Below are 24,566 nucleotides of genomic sequence, written 5' to 3'. Positions count from 1 at the left end.
GAGCGGGGGTCCGTCGCTATGGTGGGTCCCCCGGCGCCGACGACCACAGGATCAGGTGCCGGATGAAGGGGGACGGCATGCGCGCTCGGGGCAAGGCCGGGGCCGACGCGGTCGGCTGCCTGATCCTGCTGCTGATGGTCGCGCTCTTCCTCGGCGCACTGGCACTGGCCGCGTTCACCGAGGTCGGCGACGGCCCGGGCAGCTGGCGCTGATCCCGGCGCCGACCCCGGAAGCCGTCCGTCAGAGCTCGGCCGCGAGCCGGGTCCCCTGGTCGATCGCCCGCTTGGCGTCCAGCTCGGCGGCCACGTCCGCGCCGCCGATCAGGTGCACCGACGCGCCGCCGGCCAGCAGCTCCGCGTGCAGTTCGCGGCGCGGCTCCTGCCCGGCGCAGAGCACCACGGTGTCCACCGGGACGGTACGGTCCTCGCCGTCCACGGTCAGGTGCAGGCCCTCGTCGTCGATCCGCCGGTACGTCGCCCCGGAGACGGTACGGACGCCCCGGTGGGCCAGCTCGGCCCGGTGGATCCAGCCGGTGGTCTTGCCGAGGCCCGCACCGACCTTGCCGGGCTTGCGCTGGATCAGGTGCACGGTACGCGGCGGCTTCGGCCGCTCCGGGGTACGCAGGCCGCCGGGCTCGCGGTGCTCGGTGTCGATGCCCCAGCTCGCGTAGAAGTCGCCGTCCTGGTCGGTCAGGAACTCGGCCACGTCGAAGCCGATCCCGCCCGCGCCGATGACCGCCACCCGCTCGCCGGCCACCGCGTCGCCGCGCAGCAGGTCCAGGTAGCCGACCACGCTCGGGTGGTCCACGCCGGGGATCTCCGGCACGCGGGGCGTGACGCCGGTGGCGAGCACCACCTCGTCGTACCCCTCGGCCAGCAGGCCGACCGCGTCGACCGCGGTGCCGAGCCGCAACTCCACCTGACGCTCCGCCAGTTGGTGCCGGAAGTAGCGCAGGGTCTCGTCGAACTCCTGCTTGCCCGGCACCTGCCGGGCCACGTTCAGCTGCCCGCCGATCCGGTCAGCGGCGTCGTACAGGGTGACCGCGTGCCCGCGTTCGGCGGCGGCCACCGCGAAGCCGAGGCCGGCCGGGCCCGCGCCGACCACTCCGATCCGCTTGCGGCGCCGGGTCGGGGCGAGCACCAGCTCGGTCTCGTGACAGGCGCGCGGGTTGACCAGGCAGGAGGTGATCCGGCCGCTGAAGGTATGGTCCAGGCAGGCCTGGTTGCAGCCGATGCAGGTGTTGATCGCCTCGGGGGTGCCGCGCTGGGCCTTGGCCACGAACTCCGGGTCGGCGAGCAGCGGCCGGGCCAGCGAGACCAGGTCGGCGTGCCCGTCGGCGAGCAACTGCTCGGCGAGCTCAGGGGTGTTGATCCGGTTGCTGGTCACCAGCGGCACGGACACCTCGCCCATCAGCCGCTTGGTCACCCAGGCGTACGCGGCGCGCGGCACCGAGGTGGCGATGGTCGGGATGCGCGCCTCGTGCCAGCCGATCCCGGTGTTGATGATGGTGACCCCGGCCGCCTCGACCGCCTTGGCCAGCTGCACCACCTCCGCCAGCGTGGAGCCGCCGGGGATGAGGTCGAGCATGGAGAGCCGGTAGATCAGGATGAACTCGGCGCCGACCCGCTCCCGCACCCGCCGGACGATCTCGACCGGGAAGCGCATCCGGTTCTCGTACGAGCCGCCCCAGCGGTCCTCCCGCCGGTTGGTCGGCGCGGCGATGAACTCGTTGATCAGGTAGCCCTCGGAGCCCATGATCTCGACGCCGTCGTACCCCGCCGACTTGGCCAGTTCGGCGGCCCGGGCGAAGTCCTCGACGGTCTGCTCGACCTCGACCTCGGTCAGCGCGCGCGGCGGGAAGGGGCTGATCGGCGCCTGGATCGCGCTCGGCGCGACCAGCTCGGCGTGGTACGCGTACCGCCCGAAGTGCAGCAGCTGAAGCGCGATCTTGCCGCCCGCCGCGTGCACCGCCCCGGTGATCACCTGGTGCTCGGCCGCCTCCTGCTCGGTGGTCAGCTTGGCGCCGCCCTCCCACGGGCGGCCCGCCTCGTTCGGCGCGATGCCGCCGGTGACGATCAGGCCGACCCCGGCCCTGGTGCGGGTCGCGTAGAACTCGGCCATCCGCTCGAAGCCGTTCTCGGCCTCCTCCAGGCCGACGTGCATCGAGCCCATCAGCACCCGGTTGGGGAGCGTGGTGAAGCCCAGATCGAGCGGGCGCAGCAGGTTCGGGTACGCGGTCATGGCGCCAAGGTAGAGGGCCCGGCGCACCCTATGCAACAAGTTGCACATGGCCTGTGCCCACCGTCACAGAGTTGAACCTCCTCCGTCAGACAGCTCCTCACCGTCACCCCAACGGCCCGTTTGCCCGGACCCCAGAACTGGTGAGACTCCAGGAGATGGGAGCGAGGCAGGGTGAGGCAGGGTCATGGAGGGCCGTCCGGCGGACGGCCCTCCATGGGCTCACCGGGCCGGCGGCCTGCCGCCCGTCAGGGCAACCGACCGCGCCCCCGCCGCACAGCCGGCGGCCGTCGCCTCCGCGAGCTCGACACCCCGCAGCCGCGCCGCCAGGAATGCGCCGGTGAAGGCGTCACCGGCGCCCGTACTGTCCACCGGAACGCACGGCGCGGCCGGAATCCTCGCGACCACCTTCCCGGCCCGGGCGGCCAGCGCGCCCTGCGGGCCCAGCTTCACGACGGCCTCACCGTGCGCCGCGCTGAGCAGCTCGGCCGCCGCCGCAGGATCGTCCGTCCCGGCCAGCAACCGCGCCTCCGCCAGGTTCGGCAGCAGCAGGCCAGCACCCTCGATCGCGGCCCGGAAGGTGGCGACGCCGAGCCGTTCGATGAAGCCCGTGGACGCCGGGTCGACGCTCACCGGTACGCCTCGCGCATCCGCCGCCGCGACCGCCAACTCCGCCAACTTCCTTCCCTGGTCGGCGAAGTAGAGGTATCCGGAGAGGTGGAGCCGTGCGACGCCGTCGAGCAGCGCGGGATCCCAGTCGGCGGGACCGAGCCGGGCGGCGGCACCGCTGTCGGTGACGAAGGTCCGCTCGGCCTCGGCGTCCACCAGGCAGATCACCACGGCCGTCGACAGCTGCGGGTCGACCACCAGGTGCGGGCGGACTCCGGCGCCGAGCAGTTCGGCCCGGTGCCAGTCGGCGGAGTCGGTGCCGACCCGAGACAGCAGCCGCACCTCCGCACCCGAATGCGCCGCCCACGCGGCCGAGTTGGCGGCCGAGCCACCCGGCAGGACAGCGATCCGGGCAGCGGTGTCGGTGTGCGGTGCGAGCGGCCGGTCGTGCAGCGCGACGAGGTCGGTGACGACATCGCCGATCACCAGCAGCGCACCTGTCACTCCGCCGGCCCCGCCCACTGGGCGGCGATCTCGGCAGCGAGCCGTACGTTACCGCGTACGGCTGCGAGGTTGGCCTCCAGCGAGGCGCCCTCGGTGTGCTCGGTCAGGTAGGCCAGCAGGAAGGGTGTGGTCGCCTGTCCGGTGACGCCCGCACGGTCGGCGGCCGCGAGCGCCTCGGCGAGCACCCGGTCGTGCAGCCGGGGGTCGAGCTGTTCGGCCTCCGGCGCCGGATTGGCCACCACCAGCGCGGAGTCGAGCCCGCCCAGCGCGTCCTGGGCCCGCATCACCGCCGCCACCTCGGACGCCTCCCGTACCGTCCAGTCCACCGGCCGCCCCGAACTAGCCAGGTAGAACCCCGGGAACTCGGCCGTCCGGAAGCCGAGCACCGAGACCCCCAGGGTCTCCAACCGCTCCAGCGTGGCCGGTACGTCCAGGATCGACTTCACCCCCGCACACACCACCGTGATCCTGGTCCGCGCGAGCAGACCCAGGTCGGCCGACTCGTCCAGGGTGGTGGCCCACTCACGGTGCACCCCGCCGAGCCCGCCGGTGGCGAAGACCCGGATGCCGGCCCGTGCGGCCAGGAACGCCGTCCCCGACACCGTGGTCGCACCGCTCGCGCCGGCCGCCAGGGCGAGCGGCAGATCGCGGTACCCGAACTTGCGCAGCGTCGGGTCGTTGGCGACGCGCTCCAACTCGGCCTTGCCGAGCCCGACGTGCGGCACCCCGTCCAGCACGGCGATGGTCGCGGGGACGGCACCCGTCGCCCGGACGATCTCCTCCAACTCCCCTGCCACCTGCAGGTTCCGCGGCCTGGGCAGGCCGTGCGCGATGATCGTCGACTCCAGGGCGACCACGGGTGTCCCCGGGCTCGCGAGCGCGTCCCTGACCTCGTCGGAGAGGCGCAGTACAGGTTCCGTCATCCCCCATTCCTGGCGTAGTCGCACCGGCTTCAAACGTCCTGCTGGTCAGCCGGGTTCGCCGTCCACCCGCAGCCGAACCTGCTCGGCCAGGCGGTCCAGGCTCTCGCGGAGCGCGGAGTCCACGGCCTCCCGGGGCGGCTGCCCGGCGGCGTCGCGGAAGGACAGGTGGATCGTCACCTCACTGCCGCCCGGGTCCAGAGCGTCGACCTGCAGCCACCCTGTGTAGCCGCCGCCGTCGCGGGTCTTCCACTCGATCCGCAGCCGGTCCGGCTCCGCCCGGTAGAGCGCGGGTTCGTCGCGGCCGGTGGCGTCCTCGTGGACCGTGACGGCGGGCAGGTCGTCCGGCCGTACGTACAGGCCCTCGGGCAGCCAGGCGTCCAGGCGCCCCGGATCGCTGGCCTGGTCGAAGACGATCTCGGGCAGGCCCTGCATGGTGCGGATGTGCTCGTACTCGCTCATGGAGCGGGATCCCTCCTCGCAGTCGGGCAGCCGGTTCCCAGCCCGTCAGCAAGCCTCTGCCTCAGGACATCGTTGATCCGGCTGAAGCGCGTACCCAATCCGCCACCGTTCACCGGCCGATCCGGAATTCGGCACCAGGTCCTCGCCCCGTACGGCCCCGCACGAACCACCACCGGACCGGCGTCCCCGTATCCGGGCGGCGCCCGCCACCCACACCTGGATCGAGCAGGACACCACCACCAGGACCGCGACCATCAGCGTCCCGCCCAGAAAGTTCGGCTGGCTCGAGTACTCGCCCCTCGCCCGCGAGACGACCGGCCGGTGGAGGATCACGCTCAACGGGTTCACCTACACCGTCCCCGGCCACAACATCTCGTACGCCAAGGACAACACCGAGGGCAAGAGCGCACTCAGAGTCACCCACACCGCCACCGAACCGCCCACCAACGCCACCTGCCGGCAGTAGTGCCAGACCCCGATCCGGAGGAACGACAGCCCGCAGGGTCACCGACCCGCGGGTTCGTCGTGGGCGCAGACGGTCGCCCACGGATCGTCGGCGACGGGCGAAATCCGGTTGCGTCCGTCGGTCCGACGCTGCCACGATGACGACCTCCGGGCCCGGTTCGGGCCCTGAACCATTTGGCCTCTGGAGTGAGCCTGTGCCTGTCCGCGCCTTCACCGTTTAGGGCCGCCGACAGTTCCGGCGGCTGACGTCCACGCTGATCCCCAGCGGTCGACGCTCAGCCGAGCAGTAACGCCCGCCGAAGCGACCGCAGTCGCGCGCGCGGGGTCGGCGGCATGTCCGAGTACACACATGCCAACCCCAGAGGATCACCGAAGTGGACTTCGACGTCCAGCACCACACCCGTACCCTGGCCCTGCGCTCCCCCGGCAGCTTCCGCGTCGGCCCGTTCGTCGTGCGCTACGACGAGGGCTGGCCGAACCCGTACGCCAACTACGCCATCCCCGACGACGGGGCCGAGCCGACCGAGCAGGACGTACGTGCCCTGATCGCGGCCTTCCGGGACCGGGACCGCAAGCCCCGGCTCGAGTTCCAGCCGTCCCGCATGCCGAAGGTGGAGGCCATGCTCCTCGGATGCGGGTTCGAGATCGAGGGCCGTCCCCCGATCATGGCGTGCCCGCCGGAGAACCTCGCCGTCCCGAAGCCCGTACCGGGCCTCGAACTCTCCGAGCCGCGCACCGACGAGGAACTGCTCGCGCTCGCCTCGCTCCAGCACTACGCGTACGGCGAGCCGGGCGAGCCCACCATGGACTCGATCTCCGGCCTGCGCCGCACCATCCTCAACGGCGGCATCGCCGTGCTCGCGCGCCTCGACGGCGAGCCCGCCGGCGGCGGCTCCTGCTCCGCCCCGGTGGACGGCCTCACCGAGATCGGAGGCGTCGCCGTCGACGCACGCTTCCGCCGTCGCGGCATCGGCGCAGCCGTCTCCGCCCACCTGACCGCCCTCGCGTACCGGCGCGGCCTCCAGTTCGTGTGGCTCGAGCCGGCCGACGAGACGGTGGAACGCATCTACGCGAGCATCGGCTACCGCCGCGCCACCGAGAAGCTCGACATCTCCCTGCCGACGAACGCGTAAGGCGGCTGATTCCGGCCCGAGGACCGCTCCGGACGACCTGACGTGTCATCAAGGCAACCCGCCTTGTTGCGACTCGGGCCGAAGCGGTCCCCGGGCCCCGTCACCTCCCCTGCCACCGCCGGGGTGCCGGATCCGATCGCCGTGCGTGACCTTCGGCGGGGGCCGGAGGTTTGTCAGCGCATGGAGATCTCGAAGATGACGGCGCAGAAAGACGCGGCGGGCTGGAAGCGGAGCGCCGCCCCCTGGGGAGTGGGGCTGGCCCTGGTGACCCTCCTGGCATCCGCGGCGGCGCCGGCGGCGGCTCACAGCCCGGCACCCCACACGAAGGCCGGGCGCGTTGCCCTCACGAACGCGGACAACGGCAGGACAGTGGCCGTGCACGCCGGTGACGACGTCGAGGTGAGGCTCACCGGCTACCGCGAGAACGGGCTCACCTACTCCTGGAGTACTCCGGTCAGCGACTCCGCCGTACTCCACCGGACGGCGGGCGGCACGACCCCACGAGGTGACGCCACCGCACGCTTCCACGTCGAAAAGGACGGCACCGCCACCATCAGCGCGGCCAAGCAGTGCCACCCAGGAGGCGACCAACGCTGCCCACGGGTCGTCGCGCCTTGGAAGGTACGAGCGGAGGCCAACTGACGGCTCCACCGGGCCACCTCCGGCATGCGGGCACCGCAGGTCGTGCAGTCGATCTACCGTCGCTGCTGCATGACCCGTGCAAAATGCGTACTACAGGTCAGGGGCCCCTCCGTCGACTACCCGGAGGGGCCCCTGACCTGCATCTTCAGTGTGGGCGCAGACGGTTTCGAACCGCCGACATCCGCCTTGTAAGGGCGGCGCTCTACCGCTGAGCTATGCGCCCCCGTCACGGCGCGCCGGAGCTCCGGCGGCGTACGACGAGAGGTAAGAGTACCTGCTCCCGGGAGTGGTCCGCCGCAGGCTTTCGGGCGGTGGGGCCGGAAGGGTGCCGGGATCGTGCGGTGATCGGTGAGAATGGGGCGGAGGCGAGCGGACAGGACTGGGAGTGTGGGCGTGAGGGTGGCCGGTGGCGGCGGCGGGCGGGGTGGCTGGTGGCGGCGGGCCGATGCGCAGCGGGCGGAGGCCCAGGCCGCCAGGGACGCGGCGCAGCAGGCGTTCTACGAACTGGACTCCACCCAGCGGGAGGTAGAGCTCGCGGTCGAGACGGTCCGCGCCGCAGAGGACGACCGGACGGCCCGTCAGGCGCTCGGCGACTTCCAGCGGCTCTCCGGCCGGGTCAACGAGGTCAGTGTCGAGTACCTGGCCGCGCTGGACGCGCACGACTTGGAGGACCAGGAGCTCGACGCGGCGACCGCCGGCCAGGCCCGCAGGCAGCTGGACCAGGCCAAGGCGAAGCTGACCGGTACGCAGGCCGAGCTGACCGCCTTCCTGACCCGGCTGCAGCCGCTGATCCAGCACGCCGAGGCGCAGTTGGTCCGGGTCACCCCGGCGGTGGAGCGGGCCAAGCGGGCGTTGCTGGGGGCGACCACCGCACTGGAGGCGGTCCGTGCGGCGGGGTTGAAGGCGGACGACCTGGCGGCCCGACTGGCCGAGCTCGCGCCGGAGTTGACCAGGCTGAACGAGGGCGCGGGCCGGCACGGGGTGGCGCCGACGCTCCAGCGGGCGGAGGACGTGGCCTCGCGCGCCGAGGCGATCAGGGTCGCGGCCGAACAGCGACCGGAGAAGGCCCGGGAGGTCGACCGCAGGATCGGCAGCCTGCGCACCAGGATCGAGGCGCTGGAGACCAAGAGCGCCGGCGTCGAGCCCGCGCTGAGCGAGCTGCGCCGCCGGTTCAGCCTGGCCTGCTGGCAGGATCTGCAGCACGTCCCCGACCAGGCGGCCGAAGCGGTCGCCGCCGCCCGGGCCAAGCTGGCCGAGGCGGTCCGGGCCCGGGACGAGCAGCGGTGGCCGGACGCGACCGGGGCGATCGGGACGGTGCGGGCGCTGCTGGAGGGCGCGGACGAGGCGATCGGCGCGGTGCACGGGCGGCTGCGACAGCTGAACGAGGTCTCGCACGACCCGCACAAGGAGATCGAGCGGGCCAGGTTCGCGGTCCGGGACGCCCAGCGGCTGGCGATGGCCGGACGGCAGACGCCGGACCCTCGGCACGCGGCGCCACTGGACGCCGCGGTGGCACGGCTGGACCGTGCGGTGGCCACGCTGGAGGAGGCCGGGCGACACCCCGACTACTGGCACTTCCTGACCGAGCTGACCGCCGTCCGGGACACCGCCGCCGAGGTGGTCGCCCTGATCAGGGGCACCCACGCCTGAGCCGGACGAGCCGTGACGGCGATCACATTACTCGCCGGTAACTTCCTTGCTAGAGTCGCTCCATGGCACGCAAGCGCACCCTGAGCGCCACCACCTTCCGGCGCGGGATCAACCTCTGGCCGCCGTTCCTGTTCGCGGGCATCCGGGTCCTCGCGGTCTCGCCGGACTTCCGCTCCGCGAAGGTCCGGCTGCGGCTGCGCTGGTTCAACCGGAACTGGGTCGGCACCCACTTCGGCGGCTCGATCTTCGCGATGACCGACCCGTTCTGGATGCTGCTGGTGATGCAGAACCTGGGCCCGGGCTACGTGGTCTGGGACGCCGCCGCCGAGATCGAGTTCGTCTCCCCCGGCCGCGGGGACATCATCGCCGAGTTCGTGCTCACCGAGGACCGGCTGACCGAGATCCGCGAGCTCACGGCGGAGGGCAAGAAGGCGCTGGTCTGGTTCCACACCGAGGTGCTGGCGGCGGACGGCTCGGTGGTCGCCAAGCTCCGCAAGCAGGTGTATGTCCGGGAGAAGCGCAAGTCCGGCTGACACCAGGAATGACGGGCACGACGCCACGTTCAGCCGGGTATGACGCCGGTCCGGCCGGGTACGCTGCGGGCATGCCTCGTTACGACTTCCGCTGCCGCACCTGCGGCGCCACGTTCGAACTCCGCCGCGCCATGGCCCAGGCCAACGACCCGGCGCTCTGCCCACAGGGGCACACCGACACCGTCAAGCTGCTCTCCGCCGTCGCGGTGACGGGCGCCGGCGCCAGCGCCCCGCAGCAGCCTTCGAGCGGCGGCGGTGGCTGCTGCGGTGGAGGGTGCTGCGGCTAGCGAAAGCGGCCGGCAACAGGGGCGCGGAACCACAGCCCCCCGCCCCCCGACGCCACCGTCACGACCCCGCTTGGACAACCCCGGTCGGGCGAGCCGCACCCACCGTGGCCAGGAACTGCCGGACGATCTCCTCGCCCGCCGCCACCCCGATCTGGGTCAGCGCCGTCACCCCGGGCGCCGTCCAGCCCGCGTCGGCGAGCTCGCCGTGGCCGGGGCGCCAGCCCTGGTCGGCGGCCAGCAGCAGGTCGGCGTCCAGCAGCGAGTCACCTGCCGAGAGCACGGTGGCCGCGCCGACCCGGCGTTCGACCTCGGCCAGCGCCGAGCTCTTGCTGAGCGGGGTGGGCACCGCGTACACCTTGCGGCCCTGGAGCGAGACCGACCAGCCGCGTTCGGCGCACCAGCCGGTGAGCTCCTCGACCCAGCCGGCCGGCAGCATGGCCCGCTCGACCACCAGGTAGGCGAAGAGGTGGTCGGCGACCCGGCGCTTGTGGGTCCACTCCGGATCGGCCGACACCGCCAGGTGCTCGACCACCTCGGCCAGCGGCGAACTGCCGTTCGCGAGCCGGGACTTGACCTCGGCCTGCCAGTCCTTGTCCGGGACGCCGCCGACCAGCAGCTGCCCGCCGTTGGCACAGATCGCGTACGGGGGCACCCAACCCGCCGTCGGGCCCGGCAGGTTGACCCGCTCGTACTGGGCCCTGGTCCGGGTGGTGGCCGGCACGAAGACCGCCTGCTGGACCAGATCGACCAGCAGCTCGGCGGCCTGCTCGGTCATGAAGGAGAGCGCCTTGCCGTCGTGCACCTCGACCGAGAGCAGCCGGGGAGCCAGCCGGTCGGGCACGTCCAGGGCGAGGGCCCGGTTGGAGTAGATGAGGGTACGGTCCAGATCGCTGGCGACTATGAACTGACGGTCCATCAGTGCTCCACCTTGACTGCCGTGCCGTCGGCGCCGGTCGCGCCGCGGCTGAAACGGGGGTGAATCAGCCCGACGCAGGAGTACGGCAGGTTGTCCACCTCCTCGACGAACACGCCCCGCTGGGCGGCGAGCAGACGAACGTGGTCGAGGTCGGCGCCGGTGCCGCGCTTGGCCAGGATCCGCCATGGCACCCGGCGCAGCAGCACCCGGGTGGTCTCGCCGACGCCGGGCTTGACCAGGTTGACGCTGTCGATGCCGTACTCGGTGCTGATCCGCTCCATCGCGGCCCAGCCCGCCCAGTCCGGGGTGCGGTCGGTGCCGGACGGTTCGTCGGCGGCCTCGACCGCCTCGGCCCGCACCGCCGCGAAGCGTCCCGCCACCGCCTCGACGAAGTTCCGGGAGACGTCCGCCCCGGCCAGCTCCCGGTAGTACTTGGCGCCGTGATAGTCGTCCGGCCCGATCAGGTCGGACCGCAGCACGGTACGCGAAATCAGGCCGGAGACCGTGGAGTTGAGGCAGGCGGACGGGATCAGGAAGTCGTCCCGGGTGCCGTACGTGCGGACGCACCGGCCCGGGTCGGAGAGCACCGCGAGCTCGGGGTCGAACGGCATGCCCTCCAGCGCGGCGGCCAACTCCCGGGTGATGGCGCCCTTTCCGGTCCAGCCGTCCACGAACACCACCTGGCGGGAGTCGTGCCGCTCGGCCAGGTGGCGCAGCGCGACCGGGTCGATGCCCCGGCCCCGGATGATCGAGACGGCGTAGTGCGGGGTGTCCAGACCGTACGCGAAGGCGAACCAGCGGCGCAGCAGGATGCCGACCGGGGTACCCGCCCTGGCCAGCGAGGCGAACACCAACTCATCTGCGGCGCCCAGCCGTTCACGCCGCAGCATCTCGGCCACGGTGCCGACGGCGAGCGCGATCCGGTCCACCGAGGTGGTCAGCGCCTGCTGGAACAGCTCCTGGTACTCGGGGCTCGGCTGGTACTCGACCGGCAGCGACTCGGCGTAATGCGCGCCACCGGACTGGACCGCCTCCTCGCGCTCCTCGGTGGGCGCCTCCAGGGCGACGTCGGAGAGGTCGGTGAGCAGCCAGCTCACGTCCTCGGCCGGGTAGGAGGAGAAGGCGGGGCCGTGCAGCGGAGCGGGAGTCGTCATCGGTCTCACAGACGGTAGCGAAGGAGGTGCCAGGGAGGGCAGGACGGCGAGCACCACCAGGTCGGTGACCCGGCGGAGTTGACGCAACAGCGCCCGCTCGCCCTCGTGCAGGGCGGGGGTGTCGGCGGGCTGGTCGACCACCAGCACCACGGCGTCGAAGCGGCGGCCGGCGTCCTGGCCGGGCGCGACGTTGTAGGCGTACCGCTCCCCCGGGCCGTCGGCCGGATCGTCGTGCGCGGGGAAGGCCAGCCTGGTCCGGATCGCGTAGCCCGGGTGGTCGACCGCCAGCACCGGCGAGCGGGTGGTGGTGGAGAACCGGACCCGGTCCTCGCCGATCAGCCCACCGAGCGCCCCGGCGATCCGCAGCGGCGCGTACATCAGCTCCTCGAAGCCGAGCACCAGCACGTTGCGCCGGTCGGCCAGGACGGTGGCGAGCGGCGCTGCGAGCTGGGGCAGCGCGGCCTCCAGGCGGCCCGCTTCGGCCGTGGAGAAGCCGTGTCGGCCGCCCTCGGGCAGACCGGCGGGCCAGGGCAGCACGATCCGCTCGACGGGCGCCGACGGGCCGTCCGGCGGGGTCTGGGCCGGGGCGGCGGCGATCAGCTCGGCCGCCCGGTCCAGTACGTCGGCGGGCAGCTCGACACCGCCGGTGGCGGTGGCCAGCAGGTCGACCCGGGCGCCGAGCTCGGCGGCGGCCTCGATCAGCCTGGCCTGGTCGGCCGGGGTGCGCAGGTCGACCAGGGCGACCACCACGTAGTGCGGGCGCGGGTGCCTGGTGTGCAGCGCCCGGATGGTGTTGAGCACGGTGGTGCCGGTGGAGAACTCGTCGTCGACCAGCACCAGCGGCCCGTCCCCGGCCAGGAAGTCCGGGTCGGCGGGCAGCAGCAGGTGCGAGGTGGCGTGCGAGTGCTCCTCCTCGAAGCCGCCGACCGGGGCCACCCCGGGCACCGGCCGCCGGGTGGAGTGCAGATAGGGCGCGCCGAGGCCGTCGGCGACGCTGTGCCCGAGCGCGGTGGCGGTCTCGGCGTACCCGAGCACCACGGCCCGCGCGGCCGCCTCGGGGCCGAGCAGCTCGCGCACCCGGCGGCCCAGCTCCACCCCGGCGCCGTGCACGACGGCGGGCCGCTGCGGGACGTGCTTGCCGAGCACCTGGGAGACCAGCAGGTGGGCCCGCTTCCGGTTCTCCCGCAGGGCGAGCCCGATCAGCTCCGGCAGTTCGGGCGATCCGGTGAGCCTGAGACCGAGCCGTTCGGTGACCCAGTCGCCCGACCACGTCGACCTTGATACGTCCTGAACTGCCAAAACTCCTGCTTTCTCGGTACGAACAGCTACGAACGGCCCTACGGACTGCTACGACCGGCCTTACGGACGGCTACGAACCGCTACGGGCGGCGCCGGCTCGAACGGCCGCTACCGGCGCCGACTGTCGACGGTAGCTCAGGTGCACAGACAGCCCAGCAGCTCGGCGAAGCTGACGTCCTCGCGGGCCACCCCGAACACCTGGGCGCGCAGCATGACCCGCTCGGCCCAGGCCCGGTGCGGCTTCGCCTCGTTCATCTTGTTGGTGTACGCCGAGCGCAGCACCCCGCCGCCGCCCTGGTGCTGCTGCAGGATGTCCCGGGCGTCCGAGTACTCCTCGTGGGTGACCACCGAGAGCGCGTGCACCGCGGGGACGTGGCTGGGGTGGATGCAGGTCTTGCCCAACAGGCCGTTGGCGCGGTCGAGTTCGATCTCGCGGATCAGTCCGTCCAGGTCGTGCTCGATAATCCGCTGGCGCAGCCCCTCGGCCGGCGGGTGCGCCTCGGCGAACGGGGTCCGGCGCAGCTGGGGCTTGAACATCCGCTCCTGGACCGGGAAGTACTCCCAGACCGGCCCGGTCACCGTGTGCCCGGTCCCGTCGGCCCGGCCGAGCACGTTCACCACGTCGCCGATCACGCCCGCGACCAGTGCCACGTCGTACGCGGTCAGGTCCGGCGAGCGGCGCAGCCCGTATGCGGAGCAGAGGTCGGTCACCCCGAGCCGGACGGCGAGCACCCGCTCGCGGTACTTCTCCAGCAGCCGGGCGATGCCGAAGAGCTGCTCGCGCCGGGTCTCCAGGTGGGCCAGCTCGGGTGACTCCAGCACCGGCATGGCGAAGAGCCGGTGCCCGGCGGTGGCCTCGGCGGCGGTCAGCGCCTCCAGGAAGGGGCCGCCGCTCTCCTCGGTGAACTTGGGCAGCACGTAACCGGTGAGCAGGGTGACGGCAGGACCGAGCCGGTCGGTGAGCTCGGTGATCTGCTCGGGCGTCCTGACCCGGACGAAGAGCAGCGGGAGGTCGTCGCCGGGACCGGCCGCGTGCAGCTCGGTCAGCTGGGCGACCAGATTGGCCTCGGCGGCCGGGACCTCGTGGTCCGCTATCGCGTCCTCCAGGCAGAGCACCATCGACACCACGCCCCGGGCGGCCTGCTTGCGGACGTCCGCCAGCAGCGTGCTCCGGGTGGCGGGGCTGTAGAGGGTGGCGCCCAGCGCGGTGGAGAGCAGCTCGGCCGGGCTGTCCCGGTGGAACTCACCCGGCTGTTCCAGGAAGAGGCGGCTGCGGTCGGCTGCAGCGAGATGGCCGAAGTGGCGCATGGTGCTCTCCCGGGGGGTCGGAGTGGGCTGTCTCTGGGTAGACGGACAGGCCGTCCCGAAGGTTCGCGGGACGGCTGGACGGGGTAGGAAGGACGTTCGGGGCCGGGTGAGTTGGTGACCGACGCCGCAGGCGGCCATCGTACGGTCGATTTCGGCCACGCCGAACACCTGAAACGTCGAATTCTCGGAAGATTACCGTCCGCGTCACAAAGCGGCATCCGCTGGTCGGCACCGGTGGAGCGGATGTGGAGGACGGGTGCAGGGGGGCCGGCACGGCCGTCGCGTTGTCCGGAGCGGTCGGGAACCGGCAGGATGGTCCGCTATGACGCACGTGATGGCCAAGGGCGCCAATATCTCGCTGACGGCCGCCGCCGTCCGTGCCGTGCTGCGCTGGACGGCCACGGCGGGCGCACCGGACGTGGACGCCTCGGCCCTGCTGGTCGGCGCGGACGGCAAGGTCCGCACGGACGCCGACTTCGTCTTCTACAACCAGCCCCGCCATCCGTCCGGCCTGGTCCGCCACCTGCCGAAGCAGCGCAGCGGCGCCGAGGTCGCCGACACCGTCGAGGTCGAGCTCGACAAGCTCCCGCCGGACGTGGAGCGGGTGGTGCTGGCGGGCTCGGCCGAGGGCGGCGCCTTCCCCGCGCTGACCGACCTGCGGGTGGTCCTGCACGACGCCGCGGCGCCGAACGGTGCGGCTCCGATCGCCCAGTTCTCCTGCACCGACGCGGGCCAGGTCACCGCACTGGTGGTGGCCGAGCTCTACCGCCGGGGCGGTGGCTGGAAGTTCCGCGCGATCGGCCAGGGGTACGCGGACGGTCTGGGCGCGCTGGCCACCGACTACGGCATCACGGTCGAGGACGACGCCGCGCACGCGCCCTCGGCGCCGCCCCCGGTGGTCCCGGTCACGCCGATCACCCCGGCCGCGCCGGTCGCCCCCGAGCCGGAGAGCTACGCCCTGACGCCGGCCGCGCCGCGCCCGATCCCGCCGCCCCCGCCGTACCAGCCGCAGGCGCAGCCCGGGTACGGCTACCCGCCGCAACCGCCGGCCTACCAGCCCCCGGTGCCGCAGCCCGTGGCCGCGCAGCCGCCGTTCGCACTGCCGCCGCAGGGCCCGCAGTTCCAGCCGCGCTGAGCGCCGTGACCGGTCAGCCCTCGGGCGTGGTCGCCTTGTAGCCGCGCTGCCACTGCATCCCGAAGCCGTACAGCCGGTCCAGGTCGGACTGGAACCCGTGCACGTACCTGACCTCCCGACGGACCGTCAACTGCCCGTCCCCGGTGTTCTCGATCAGCACCACCGCACACGAACGGGCCGTCGCGGCCCGCTGGTCCAGCGCGATCTCCAACCGCGGGCCGGTCTGCGGCACGATGGTCACGGTGGCGTGCGTGCGGTCGAACGCCGGGGTGTCGTCGTAGATGTAGACGAAGATCAGCAGCCGCCGGAACTGGTCCTTCTTCTCCAGGTTGATGTACATCGTCTCGCCCGACGGCGCCCCGTAGACGTCGTCCCCGCTGAGCTTGATGTACGGCGGCCGCTGGAGGTCGCCGAAGTACTTGCCGAGCGGCTGCACCACCCCCCTGGTACCGTCGGCCAGTTCGTACATGCAGGCCAGGTCGAGGTCGACGTTGACCTGCGGGCGGGAGTAGCTGTCCGGCTCCATCGGCCGCAGGATGCGCGGGCTGAGCAGCCGCTTGAGCGAGGCGCCGGGGGCGGTGGACTCGGCGGTGCGGGTGGTCCAGTGCAGGTTGACGTACAGGTAGCCGGTGGTGGCCGCCGGGCCGGTCAGGGCGTGCTGCGGCTGGGACTTGGTCAGGGTGATCTTGTACTCGCTCCCGGTGTCGAAGCTGTCACGATCCCTGCGCAGGTAATCCCAGAACGAGACCATCGCTTCCCTCCCCAGATCAGCCAGCTCACCGTACCGGACCCATACCCAGCGAGGGGGCCCGAGCCACCGTCAGATACCGTGCGTGTCAGGCCGACAGATGGTTGGTCACCTCCGGTAGCATGCACGCCCCCTGGACGCGATATCGTCTAGCCGCACATGTGTACCTGCCGTCACGTACGGGTACGCTCGGGCCTTCTGCCGCGGCGCCGTCCCCGACGCGCCGCTCGGCCCGACGCACCCGCCGCTGCCCCGAACTGCGGAAAGCCGAGGCCCACGCCGCGATGAACTTCTCCTCCATACAGCTGGTCTGGGCCGTAGTAGGTGGCTCAGCCCTGTTGTTCACCGCCCTGCTGGTGGCCGCCCTGCGGTTCAAGAACGGCAAGGCCGAATCCACCGAAGACTCCTGGGAACGCGGCGAGGAGCGCCGCCGCCGCAAGGAGCTGGTCTACGGCATCTCCTCGTACGTGCTGCTGTTCTGCTGCGCGGGCGTGGCCGCCGCGCTCTCCTTCCACGGCCTGGTCGGCTTCGGTACGGAGAACCTCGGCCTGTCCGGCGGCTGGGAGTACCTGGTCCCGTTCGGTCTCGACGGCGCCGCGATGTTCTGCTCGGTGCTCGCCGTCCGCGAGGCCAGCCACGGTGACGCCGCGCTCGGCTCCCGTCTCCTGGTCTGGGTCTTCGCGATCGCCTCGGCCTGGTTCAACTGGGTGCACGCGCCGCGCGGCGGCGGCCACGACGGCGCCCCGCAGTTCTTCTCCGGGATGTCCATCTCGGCGGCGATCCTGTTCGACCGGGCGCTCAAGCAGACCCGCAAGGCCGCACTGCGCGAGCAGGGCCTGGTGCCCCGCCCGCTGCCGCAGATCCGGATCGTCCGCTGGATGCGCGCCCCGCGCGAGACCTACGCGGCCTGGTCGCTGATGCTGCTGGAGAACGTCCGCAGCCTGGACGAGGCGGTCGAGGAGGTCCGCGAGGAGCGGCAGGCCAAGATGGACGCCAAGACCAGGGCCCGCAGTGCGGACCGCCGCGAGCGGGCCGAGCTGAAGGCGATCTCCCGGGCCAGTGGCGGGGTGCTCGGCCGCGGCCGAGGCGGCCGCCAGGTCCCGGCGCTGACCGCGGGCTCCGGCGACGGACAGTCCGCTACGGAGCCTGCGCTAGCGGATGACCCGATGGCCAAGGTCGGCCCGTCCGCGCTGGAGCCGGCCGCGCTGAACGCCGGTCGCCGCCCCCGGGCCGCGGTCGGCGGTGGCTCCACGGTCGATCTGACGGTCGACGACGACACCCAGTCGATGCCCAGGCTGGACTCGCTGGACACCCTGGAGCGCAAGCTCAGGGCGATCGAGCAGCGCCTCGGCTGACCCGCTCAGCAGGAAGGGCCCCCGACCTCGAGGTCGGGGGCCCTTCCGCGTTCCGGCCCGGGGCCGGTGTTCCTGACTCCGGTCAGCCGACCGGCTCCAGGACCTGCTCACGCTTGTTGCGCAGCACCGAGGAGGCGAAGGCGGCGGCGATGAAGCCGACGCCCACCAGACCGGTGACCAGCTCCGGCACGTGGTACTCGATCCCGACCAGCAGGATGATCGCCAGCACGCCGATGGCGTAGTGCGCGCCGTGCTCCAGGTAGACGTAGTCGTCCAGGGTGCCCTTGCGGACCAGGTAGACCGTCAGCGAGCGGATGTACATCGCGCCGATGCCCAGGCCCAGCATGATCATGAAGATGTTCTGGGTGATCGCGAACGCGCCCACCACGCCGTCGAAGGAGAACGAGGCGTCCAGGACTTCGAGGTAGAGGAACAGGAAGAAGGCCGCCCGGCCGCCGACCTGGATCAGGGTCTTGCCCGACTTCTCGGCCTCCTCCTCGGCCTCGGCGTCCTCCTCCAGGCGGTGCTCGAAGACGCTGGAGAGGCCGTTCACCGCGAGGTAGGTGGCCAGGCCGAGCAGACCGGCCAGCAGCACCGTCTCGGCCTTGTCACCGGCGAACACGTTGGCCACCACGGCGATGGTCACCAGGGCGATCACCGAGGAGAAGGCGTCCAGCTTGCCGACCTTCTCCAGCGGACGCTCCAGCCAGGACAGCCAGTTGAAGTCCTTCTCCTCCAGGATGAAGTCCAGGAAGATCATCAGCAGGAAGATGCCGCCGAAGGCCGCGATCGCCGGGTTGGCGAGTTCCAGGTACTCGCCGTAGGTGTGCCCGGCGTACTCCTTGCCCTCGTTGAGCGCCAGGTCGATCACGGTCGCGGGGCTCAGGTGCGCCGTCAGGCCGACCACCATCAGCGGGAAGATCAGCCGCATGCCGAAGACGGCGATCAGCACGCCGACGGTGAGGAAGATCTTCTGCCAGTACGGGTTCATGCGCTTCAACACGGTGGCGTTGACCACCGCGTTGTCGAAGGAGAGCGAGATCTCCAGGATCGAGAGGATCAGCACGACGCCGAAGCCCTCCCACCCCCAGAGCAGGCCGGCGGCGACCAGGCCGGCGGCGGTGATGCCGAACGACCAGCCGAATGTACGGAGGACCACGGGAGTTGTTTACCTTTCGGGTGACAGCGGTTGCAGGGGCTACTGGACGTTGACGCCGAAGTCCAGGGCGATGCCGCGCAGGCCGGAGGCGTAGCCCTGGCCGACCGCGCGGAACTTCCACTCGCCCTGGTAGCGGTAGAGCTCGCCGAAGATCATCGCGGTCTCGGTCGAGGCGTCCTCGGAGAGGTCGTAGCGGGCGATCTCCTGACCGTCCGCCAGGTTCACCACCCGGATGTACGCGTTGGCGACCTGGCCGAAGTTCTGCAGCCGGGTCTCGGCGTCGTAGATCGAGACCGCGAAGACCACCTTGTCGATGGTGGCGGGCACCAGTTCGAGGTTGACCACCACGGTCTCGTCGTCGCCCTCGCCGTCACCGGTGAGGTTGTCGCCCTGGTGCTCGACCGAGCCCTCCGGGCTGCGCAGGTTGTTGTAGAAGACGAAGTGGTTGTCGTCCGGCACCCGGCCGCCGCTGCACAGCAGCGCGCTGGCGTCCAGGTCGAAGGCCGCCCCCGTGGTGGAACGGGCGTCCCAGCCCAGACCGATCTGCACCTGCGTCAGATTCGGCGCGGCCTTGGTCAGCGAGACGTTGCCGCCCTTGGCGAGCGTGACACTCATGTTGCTTCCTCCAGCTCCCCCCGTCGCCGGGGCTCCCGTCCGTACCGCACCCGGTCCACGCGTGCCGTACGGTGCCGCGGTTCGGCCCTCCCCGGGCGATCGACCTCCCAGGTGTACGCCCCCGCGACGCTCTCCGGGCCCTTACCGGCCCGCTGAACTTCCTGAACTACCGCCCCGCGCCGCTCGGCACGGCGAAGGCCGGGGTCGGCCGGAGCGCGCACGCTCCGGCCGACCCCGGCCTCAAGCCTATTCACCCGGTACCGGGCTCAGACATTGACCCCGAAGTCCTGGGCGATACCGCGCAGGCCGGAGGCGTAACCCTGGCCGACGGCCCGGAACTTCCACTCCTCGCCGTTGCGGTACAGCTCGCCGAAGACCATCGCGGTCTCGGTCGAGGCGTCCTCGGAGAGGTCGTAGCGGGCGATCTCGGCGCCGCCCGCCTGGTTCACCACGCGGATGAACGCGTTGCGGACCTGGCCGAAGTTCTGCTGGCGGTTCTCGGCGTCGTAGATCGACACCGGGAAGTTGATCCGCAGCACGTCGGCCGGCACGGCGGCCAGGTTGACCTTGATCTGCTCGTCGTCGCCCTCGCCCTCACCGGTGGTGTTGTCACCGGTGTGCTCGACCGAACCGTCCGCGCTCTTCAGGTTGTTGAAGAAGACGAAGTTGCCGTCCGAACCGACCTTGCCCTCGGCGTTCAGGAGCAGCGCGCTGGCGTCCAGGTCGAAGTCCGAGCCGGTGGTGGTCCGGACGTCCCAACCGAGGCCGACGATGACCGCGGTCAGGCCCGGGGCCTCCTTGGTGAGCGAGACGTTGCCGCCCTTGCTGAGGCTGACACCCACTTGGTCCTCCAAAAGCGCTGATGGTGTTTCACTCTGCCCAACGGCCCGATCGTAGTGCCGGGTTCCCCGCCATGGGCAGTGACCCGGCCCGGCCGGCCGTGCGAATGTCGACCAGCACGCGCCGAGGCCCTCCGGCGGGATCACCGGAGGGCCTCAGGGGTACCTCAGAGCGCGTCGACGGCGGCCAGGTAGGCCTGCTCGTCCCGGGCGTCCGGGAGGCCGTTGACGATCGACCAGCGGACCACGCCGGCCTTGTCGATCACGAAGGTGCCGCGCACCGCGCAGCCCTTCTCCTCCTCGAACACGCCGTACGCGCGGGAGACCTCGCCGTGCGGCCAGAAGTCGGAGAGCAGCGGGTAGTCCAGGCCCTCCTGCTCGGCGAAGACCCGGAGGGTGAACGGCGAGTCGTTGGAGACCGCGAGCACCTGGACCGAGTCGTTCTGCAGACGCGGCAGCTCCTTCTGGATCGCGCAGACCTCGCCGGTGCAGACACCGGTGAACGCGAACGGGTAGAAGACCAGGACGACGTTCTTCTCGCCCCGGAAGTCGGAGAGCCTGACCAGCTCGCCGTGCTGGTTCTTCAGCTCGAAGTCCGGAGCCTCGGTGCCTACCTCGATGGCCATGCTGGTCCCTCCTGCGTCAGCGCCCCGGGTCGGGCGACTCACGCATCCTTGCATCCGATCGGGGCCGTTCCGCCGTACGAGTGAGGGCAGTCGCCCGCTCCGCCGCCGATTTCGCCCTGGGCGAACAGGGTGACCGGCGGCACCTCCAGGTCGGCCGGGGAAACGAACGGGCCCCGCTGGAGCTTCCTCCAGCGGGGCCCGTTCCGAGATGTCTCTGGGTCAGCGCTTGCCGGACTTCGCCGACTTCGGGGTGGCCAGACGGGTGCCCGCCCAGTCCTTGGCGATGGCCACCGAGCTGGTCTGGGAGAGGCCGGCGGTCTTGGCGGCGTCGGCGATCTCGTGCGCCTCCACGTGCCCGTCCCGGCCGGTCTTCGGTGTCAGCAGCCAGACCAGGCCGCCCTCTGCGAGGTACTCCAAGGCGTCGACGAGGGCATCGGTCAGGTCCCCGTCCTCCTCGCGGTGCCACAGCAGGACGGCGTCGGCGACGTCGTCGTAGTCCTCGTCGACGAGTTCAGTACCGGTGATCTCCTCGATGCCCTCTCGGAGATCCTGGTCAGTGTCTTCGTCGTACCCGAGCTCCTGGACGATCTGGCCCGGCTCGAAGCCGAGGCGGTGCGCCGGGTTGGACTTGTCCGCGGGGTCCGCGGTCGCGCTCACGGGAATAACCTCCAGTATTCGGCTCGACATCCTTGCCGAGGCTTGGCCGTAGTCCACACGGGACCGGCGGTTCGCGCAAGTACCCGCACCCCGATCCCACCCAAAGGTTGACGTCTCGGGCGGGGACACGCCCGGTTGGCGTGTCAGGAATCACACCGATTTGCCCTTTTCTGTACGGACCCCTGATGCTGCGGGTTGCGACAGGGGTGACCCGAGAGAATGACCGAGATGCGAACGGCATTCGGGGTACACACCCGTGCGGGCGTAAAGTCTCCTGTTGGCCCTCGTCCCGGATGTCCGCCATCGGACCCCCGGGAAGCCTGGAAGAGATTTCAGGTCCAAAGGTCGGTCCACCTCTTCGTACCACCCGATGGCGCGTGACGGGCAACGACGCTCGGGCGCACCATCCGATCGGACCGCTCACCAGGCGGAACGGTTACCCATCGGTAGATATGACGGATCTCCGAGTTGCGGTACACGATGGAGGCGGCGCGACACACCTCAGTTTCGACCGACAGTGAAGGAACAGCGTGGCTTCCGGAGCAGATCGCAACCCGATCATCATTGGCGGCCTTCCGAGTCAGGTCCCGGACTTCGATCCCGAGGAGACCGCGGAATGGCTCGAGTCGCTTGACGCGGCCATCGACGAGCGGGGCCGCGAGCGCGCCCGCTACCTGATGCTCCGTCTGATCGAGCGCGCCCGCGAGAAGCGTGTCGCCGTGCCCGAGATGCGCAGCACGGACTACGTCAACACGATCGCGACCAAGGACGAGCCGTTCTTCCCCGGCAACGAGGAGATCGAGCGCAAGGTCCTCAACGCGACCCGATGGAACGCGGCCGTGATGGTCTCCCGGGCCCAGCGCCCGGGCATCGGAGTCGGTGGCCACATCGCCACCTTCGCCTCCTCCGCGTCGCTCTACGACGTGGGCTTCAACTACTTCTTCCGTGGCAAGGACGCCGAGGGCGAGTCCGGCGACCAGATCTTCTTCCAGGGCCACGCCTCCCCCGGCATCTACGCCCGGGCCTTCCTGCTGGACCGACTGAGCGAGACCCAGCTCGACGCGTTCCGCCAGGAGAAGTCCAAGGCGCCGTACGGCCTCTCCAGCTACCCGCACCCGCGGCTGATGCCGGACTTCTGGGAGTTCCCGACCGTCTCGATGGGCCTCGGCCCGCTCGGTGCGATCTACCAGGCCCGGATGAACCGCTACCTGGAGCACCGGGGCATCAAGGACACCTCCGACTCGCACGTCTACGCCTTCCTCGGCGACGGCGAGATGGACGAGCCCGAGTCGCTCGGCCAGCTCTCGCTGGCCGCCCGTGAGGGCCTGGACAACCTGACCTTCGTGGTGAACTGCAACCTGCAGCGCCTCGACGGCCCGGTCCGCGGCAACGGCAAGATCATCCAGGAGCTGGAGTCGCAGTTCCGCGGCGCCGGCTGGAACGTCATCAAGCTGGTCTGGGACCGCAGCTGGGACCCGCTGCTCGCCCAGGACCGCGACGGCGTGCTGGTCAACAAGCTGAACACCACGGTGGACGGCCAGTTCCAGACCTACGCGACCGAGACCGGCGCGTACATCCGCGAGAACTTCTTCGGCGGTGACCTGCGGCTGCGCAAGATGGTCGAGAACATGACCGACCAGCAGATCCAGCACCTGGGCCGCGGCGGTCACGACCACGCCAAGGTCTACGCGGCGTACAAGGCGGCCCGCGAGCACAAGGGCCAGCCGACCGTGATCCTGGCCCAGACCGTCAAGGGCTGGACGCTCGGCCCGAACTTCGAGGGCCGCAACGCGACCCACCAGATGAAGAAGCTCACCACCGAGGACCTCAAGCGCTTCCGCGACCGGCTGCACCTGCCGATCACGGACAAGCAGCTCGACGAGGGCTACCCGCCCTACTACCACCCGGGCAAGGACTCCGAAGAGATCCAGTACATGCACGACCGGCGCAGCGAGCTGGGCGGCTACATGCCGACCCGCAAGGTGCGCCCGCGCAAGCTGGAGCTCCCGGGCGACGACGCCTACAAGGCGGTCAAGAAGGGCTCGGGCAACCAGACCATCGCCACCACGATGGCCTTCGTCCGCGTCCTGAAGGACCTGATGCGGGACAAGGGCATCGGCAACCGCTTCGTGCCGATCGCCCCGGACGAGTACCGCACCTTCGGCATGGACTCGCTCTTCCCGTCCGCCAAGATCTACAACCCGCTCGGCCAGACCTACGAGTCGGTCGACCGCGAGCTGCTGCTGGCGTACAAGGAGTCCAAGTCCGGCCAGATGCTGCACGACGGCATCTCCGAGGCGGGCTGCACCGCCTCGCTGATCGCCGCCGGTTCGTCCTACGCGACGCACGGCGAGCCGCTGATCCCGGTGTACGTCTTCTACTCGATGTTCGGGTTCCAGCGCACGGGTGACCAGTTCTGGCAGATGGCCGACCAGCTGGCCCGCGGTTTCGTGATCGGCGCAACGGCTGGCCGCACCACGCTGACCGGTGAGGGTCTGCAGCACGCGGACGGCCACTCGCAGCTGCTCGCCTCGACCAACCCCGGCGTCGTCGCGTACGACCCGGCGTACGGCTTCGAGATCGCGCACATCATGCAGGACGGCATCCGGCGGATGTACGGCTCGTCGGCGGAGCACCCGCACGGCGAGGACGTCTTCTACTACATGACGGTCTACAACGAGCCGATCAAGATGCCGGCCGAGCCGGAGAACGTGGACGTCGAGGGCATCCTCAAGGGCATCCACAGGTATGCCCCTGGCACGGCGGGCTCGATCCCGGCGCAGATCCTCGCCTCCGGCGTGGCGGTGCCGTGGGCCCTGGAGGCCCAGCAGATCCTGGCCGAGCAGTGGAACGTCAAGGCCGACGTCTGGTCCGCGACCTCCTGGAACGAGCTGCGCCGCGACGCGGTGGAGGCCGAGGAGTTCAACCTGCTCCACCCGGAGGAGGCGCAGCGCGTCCCGTACGTGACGCAGAAGCTGTCCGGCGCGGAGGGTCCGTTCGTCGCGGTCTCCGACTGGATGCGTGCGGTGCCGGACCAGATCTCGCGCTGGGTGCCGGGCCAGTACCAGTCGCTCGGTGCCGACGGGTTCGGCTTTGCCGACACCCGTGGTGCGGCGCGCCGCTTCTTCCACATCGACGTGCAGTCGATCGTTCTGGCGGTGCTGACCGAGCTGGCCAAGCAGGGCAAGATCGACCGCTCCGCGCTCAAGGAGGCGATCGACCGCTACCAGCTGCTGGACGTGGCCGCCGCCGACCCGGGTGCGGCGGGCGGCGACGCCTGATCACCGCTTGACCGAAGGGCCGTCCCCACCG

General features: G+C 71.2%; 22 protein-coding genes and 1 tRNA gene. 9 read left to right on the top strand and 14 right to left on the bottom strand.

Annotated features, from left to right (window positions below):
- The first annotated feature begins 77 nt into the window (after window positions 1-77).
- Window positions 78-212: a hypothetical protein gene (locus ACKUU6_RS23010; protein ID WP_407990446.1), complete on the top strand. Its 135-nt coding sequence runs from the start codon at window positions 78-80 to the stop codon at window positions 210-212.
- Window positions 213-240: 28 nt separating this feature from the next.
- On the opposite strand, the gene ACKUU6_RS23005 is transcribed toward ACKUU6_RS23010, so the two are convergent.
- The 4 genes from ACKUU6_RS23005 to ACKUU6_RS22990 form a co-directional block, all read right to left on the bottom strand.
- Complete coding sequence (locus ACKUU6_RS23005; protein ID WP_407990445.1) at window positions 241-2,241, bottom strand: FAD-dependent oxidoreductase; 2,001 nt, start codon at window positions 2,239-2,241, stop codon at window positions 241-243.
- A gap of 219 nt (window positions 2,242-2,460) precedes the next feature.
- The gene (locus ACKUU6_RS23000) at window positions 2,461-3,351 is read right to left on the bottom strand and encodes a carbohydrate kinase family protein (protein WP_407990444.1); all 891 of its coding nucleotides are present in this window, start codon (window positions 3,349-3,351) and stop codon (window positions 2,461-2,463) included.
- Window positions 3,348-4,274 (bottom strand): pseudouridine-5'-phosphate glycosidase, encoded by a 927-nt coding sequence (locus ACKUU6_RS22995; RefSeq protein WP_407990443.1) that lies wholly within the window; start codon window positions 4,272-4,274, stop codon window positions 3,348-3,350. Before ACKUU6_RS22995 ends, ACKUU6_RS23000 begins: the two co-directional genes overlap by 4 nt.
- Before the next feature lie 45 nt (window positions 4,275-4,319).
- Window positions 4,320-4,733, bottom strand: a complete 414-nt coding sequence (locus ACKUU6_RS22990) for an SRPBCC family protein (protein WP_407990442.1) — start codon at window positions 4,731-4,733, stop codon at window positions 4,320-4,322.
- 839 nt (window positions 4,734-5,572) lie between these two features.
- Here ACKUU6_RS22990 and ACKUU6_RS22985 point away from each other — a divergent pair.
- Both ACKUU6_RS22985 and ACKUU6_RS22980 read left to right on the top strand, forming a co-directional pair.
- The gene (locus ACKUU6_RS22985; protein ID WP_407990441.1) at window positions 5,573-6,331 is read left to right on the top strand and encodes a GNAT family N-acetyltransferase; all 759 of its coding nucleotides are present in this window, start codon (window positions 5,573-5,575) and stop codon (window positions 6,329-6,331) included.
- 195 nt (window positions 6,332-6,526) lie between these two features.
- Window positions 6,527-6,973 carry a hypothetical protein gene (locus tag ACKUU6_RS22980; protein WP_407990440.1) on the top strand — a complete coding sequence of 149 codons (447 nt, stop codon included), beginning with the start codon at window positions 6,527-6,529 and terminating at the stop codon, window positions 6,971-6,973.
- A 151-nt stretch (window positions 6,974-7,124) separates the two neighbouring features.
- Here the strand turns inward: ACKUU6_RS22980 and ACKUU6_RS22975 are convergent.
- Window positions 7,125-7,196 (bottom strand) — tRNA-Val (locus ACKUU6_RS22975).
- Between the two features lie 170 nt (window positions 7,197-7,366).
- Here ACKUU6_RS22975 and ACKUU6_RS22970 point away from each other — a divergent pair.
- The 3 genes from ACKUU6_RS22970 to ACKUU6_RS22960 all read left to right on the top strand — a co-directional run bounded on the left by ACKUU6_RS22970 (window position 7,367) and on the right by ACKUU6_RS22960 (window position 9,443).
- Window positions 7,367-8,623: a hypothetical protein gene (locus ACKUU6_RS22970; RefSeq protein ID WP_407990439.1), complete on the top strand. Its 1,257-nt coding sequence runs from the start codon at window positions 7,367-7,369 to the stop codon at window positions 8,621-8,623.
- 62 nt (window positions 8,624-8,685) lie between these two features.
- Complete coding sequence (locus ACKUU6_RS22965; protein WP_407990438.1) at window positions 8,686-9,156, top strand: DUF4442 domain-containing protein; 471 nt, start codon at window positions 8,686-8,688, stop codon at window positions 9,154-9,156.
- 71 nt (window positions 9,157-9,227) lie between these two features.
- On the top strand, window positions 9,228-9,443 hold the full coding sequence (locus ACKUU6_RS22960; RefSeq protein WP_407990437.1) for an FmdB family zinc ribbon protein: 216 nt from the start codon (window positions 9,228-9,230) through the stop codon (window positions 9,441-9,443).
- 58 nt (window positions 9,444-9,501) lie between these two features.
- On the opposite strand, the gene ACKUU6_RS22955 is transcribed toward ACKUU6_RS22960, so the two are convergent.
- From ACKUU6_RS22955 to ACKUU6_RS22945, 3 genes are all read right to left on the bottom strand, one after another.
- Window positions 9,502-10,359, bottom strand: coding sequence for an HAD family hydrolase (locus ACKUU6_RS22955; protein ID WP_407990436.1), 858 nt, complete (start codon window positions 10,357-10,359; stop codon window positions 9,502-9,504).
- Window positions 10,359-12,812, bottom strand: coding sequence for a phosphoribosyltransferase (locus ACKUU6_RS22950; RefSeq protein ID WP_407990435.1), 2,454 nt, complete (start codon window positions 12,810-12,812; stop codon window positions 10,359-10,361). Before ACKUU6_RS22950 ends, ACKUU6_RS22955 begins: the two co-directional genes overlap by 1 nt.
- 135 nt (window positions 12,813-12,947) lie before the next feature.
- On the bottom strand, window positions 12,948-14,120 hold the full coding sequence (locus tag ACKUU6_RS22945) for an HpcH/HpaI aldolase/citrate lyase family protein (protein WP_407990434.1): 1,173 nt from the start codon (window positions 14,118-14,120) through the stop codon (window positions 12,948-12,950).
- Between the two features lie 322 nt (window positions 14,121-14,442).
- Here ACKUU6_RS22945 and ACKUU6_RS22940 point away from each other — a divergent pair, with 322 nt between their 5' ends.
- Window positions 14,443-15,255: a TerD family protein gene (locus ACKUU6_RS22940; protein ID WP_407990433.1), complete on the top strand. Its 813-nt coding sequence runs from the start codon at window positions 14,443-14,445 to the stop codon at window positions 15,253-15,255.
- Between the two features lie 13 nt (window positions 15,256-15,268).
- On the opposite strand, the gene ACKUU6_RS22935 is transcribed toward ACKUU6_RS22940, so the two are convergent.
- Window positions 15,269-16,006, bottom strand: a complete 738-nt coding sequence (locus ACKUU6_RS22935) for a TerD family protein (protein ID WP_407990432.1) — start codon at window positions 16,004-16,006, stop codon at window positions 15,269-15,271.
- A gap of 281 nt (window positions 16,007-16,287) precedes the next feature.
- On the opposite strand from ACKUU6_RS22935, the gene ACKUU6_RS22930 reads away from it, so the two are divergent.
- Entirely contained in the window at window positions 16,288-17,358 is a 1,071-nt protein-coding gene (locus tag ACKUU6_RS22930; RefSeq protein WP_407990431.1) for a DUF2637 domain-containing protein, read from the top strand.
- 82 nt (window positions 17,359-17,440) lie between these two features.
- On the opposite strand, the gene ACKUU6_RS22925 is transcribed toward ACKUU6_RS22930, so the two are convergent.
- The 5 genes from ACKUU6_RS22925 to ACKUU6_RS22905 form a co-directional block, all read right to left on the bottom strand.
- The gene (locus ACKUU6_RS22925; RefSeq protein WP_407990430.1) at window positions 17,441-18,517 is read right to left on the bottom strand and encodes a DUF475 domain-containing protein; all 1,077 of its coding nucleotides are present in this window, start codon (window positions 18,515-18,517) and stop codon (window positions 17,441-17,443) included.
- A 39-nt stretch (window positions 18,518-18,556) separates the two neighbouring features.
- Complete coding sequence (locus ACKUU6_RS22920; protein ID WP_407990429.1) at window positions 18,557-19,132, bottom strand: TerD family protein; 576 nt, start codon at window positions 19,130-19,132, stop codon at window positions 18,557-18,559.
- Between the two features lie 266 nt (window positions 19,133-19,398).
- Entirely contained in the window at window positions 19,399-19,974 is a 576-nt protein-coding gene (locus tag ACKUU6_RS22915) for a TerD family protein (protein ID WP_407990428.1), read from the bottom strand.
- A gap of 164 nt (window positions 19,975-20,138) precedes the next feature.
- Window positions 20,139-20,597, bottom strand: coding sequence for a peroxiredoxin (locus tag ACKUU6_RS22910; protein WP_407990427.1), 459 nt, complete (start codon window positions 20,595-20,597; stop codon window positions 20,139-20,141).
- A 219-nt stretch (window positions 20,598-20,816) separates the two neighbouring features.
- Window positions 20,817-21,254 (bottom strand): DUF3052 domain-containing protein, encoded by a 438-nt coding sequence (locus tag ACKUU6_RS22905; RefSeq protein ID WP_407990426.1) that lies wholly within the window; start codon window positions 21,252-21,254, stop codon window positions 20,817-20,819.
- 530 nt (window positions 21,255-21,784) lie between these two features.
- Between ACKUU6_RS22905 and aceE the strand changes: the two genes are divergently transcribed.
- Window positions 21,785-24,535 carry a pyruvate dehydrogenase (acetyl-transferring), homodimeric type gene (gene aceE, locus ACKUU6_RS22900; protein ID WP_407990425.1) on the top strand — a complete coding sequence of 917 codons (2,751 nt, stop codon included), beginning with the start codon at window positions 21,785-21,787 and terminating at the stop codon, window positions 24,533-24,535.
- The last annotated feature ends 31 nt before the right edge of the window (window positions 24,536-24,566 follow it).

The sequence above is a fragment of the Kitasatospora sp. CMC57 genome, from assembly GCF_045866025.2.
Lineage (GTDB): Bacteria > Actinomycetota > Actinomycetes > Streptomycetales > Streptomycetaceae > Kitasatospora.
This window is presented reverse-complemented; position numbering and strand designations above follow the sequence as displayed.

Bases quoted from the DNA above. Each gene is read 5' to 3' on its own strand.
- ACKUU6_RS23010 (WP_407990446.1), top strand. From the start codon at position 78: ATGCGCGCTCGGGGCAAGGCCGGGGCCGACGCGGTCGGCTGCCTGATC.
- ACKUU6_RS23005 (WP_407990445.1), bottom strand. From the start codon at position 2,241: ATGACCGCGTACCCGAACCTGCTGCGCCCGCTCGATCTGGGCTTCACC.
- ACKUU6_RS22995 (WP_407990443.1), bottom strand. From the start codon at position 4,274: ATGACGGAACCTGTACTGCGCCTCTCCGACGAGGTCAGGGACGCGCTC.
- ACKUU6_RS22990 (WP_407990442.1), bottom strand. From the start codon at position 4,733: ATGAGCGAGTACGAGCACATCCGCACCATGCAGGGCCTGCCCGAGATC.
- ACKUU6_RS22980 (WP_407990440.1), top strand. From the start codon at position 6,527: ATGACGGCGCAGAAAGACGCGGCGGGCTGGAAGCGGAGCGCCGCCCCC.
- ACKUU6_RS22965 (WP_407990438.1), top strand. From the start codon at position 8,686: ATGGCACGCAAGCGCACCCTGAGCGCCACCACCTTCCGGCGCGGGATC.
- ACKUU6_RS22960 (WP_407990437.1), top strand. From the start codon at position 9,228: ATGCCTCGTTACGACTTCCGCTGCCGCACCTGCGGCGCCACGTTCGAA.
- ACKUU6_RS22955 (WP_407990436.1), bottom strand. From the start codon at position 10,359: ATGGACCGTCAGTTCATAGTCGCCAGCGATCTGGACCGTACCCTCATC.
- ACKUU6_RS22945 (WP_407990434.1), bottom strand. From the start codon at position 14,120: ATGCGCCACTTCGGCCATCTCGCTGCAGCCGACCGCAGCCGCCTCTTC.
- ACKUU6_RS22940 (WP_407990433.1), top strand. From the start codon at position 14,443: ATGACGCACGTGATGGCCAAGGGCGCCAATATCTCGCTGACGGCCGCC.
- ACKUU6_RS22935 (WP_407990432.1), bottom strand. From the start codon at position 16,006: ATGGTCTCGTTCTGGGATTACCTGCGCAGGGATCGTGACAGCTTCGAC.
- ACKUU6_RS22930 (WP_407990431.1), top strand. From the start codon at position 16,288: ATGAACTTCTCCTCCATACAGCTGGTCTGGGCCGTAGTAGGTGGCTCA.
- ACKUU6_RS22920 (WP_407990429.1), bottom strand. From the start codon at position 19,132: ATGAGTGTCACGCTCGCCAAGGGCGGCAACGTCTCGCTGACCAAGGCC.
- ACKUU6_RS22910 (WP_407990427.1), bottom strand. From the start codon at position 20,597: ATGGCCATCGAGGTAGGCACCGAGGCTCCGGACTTCGAGCTGAAGAAC.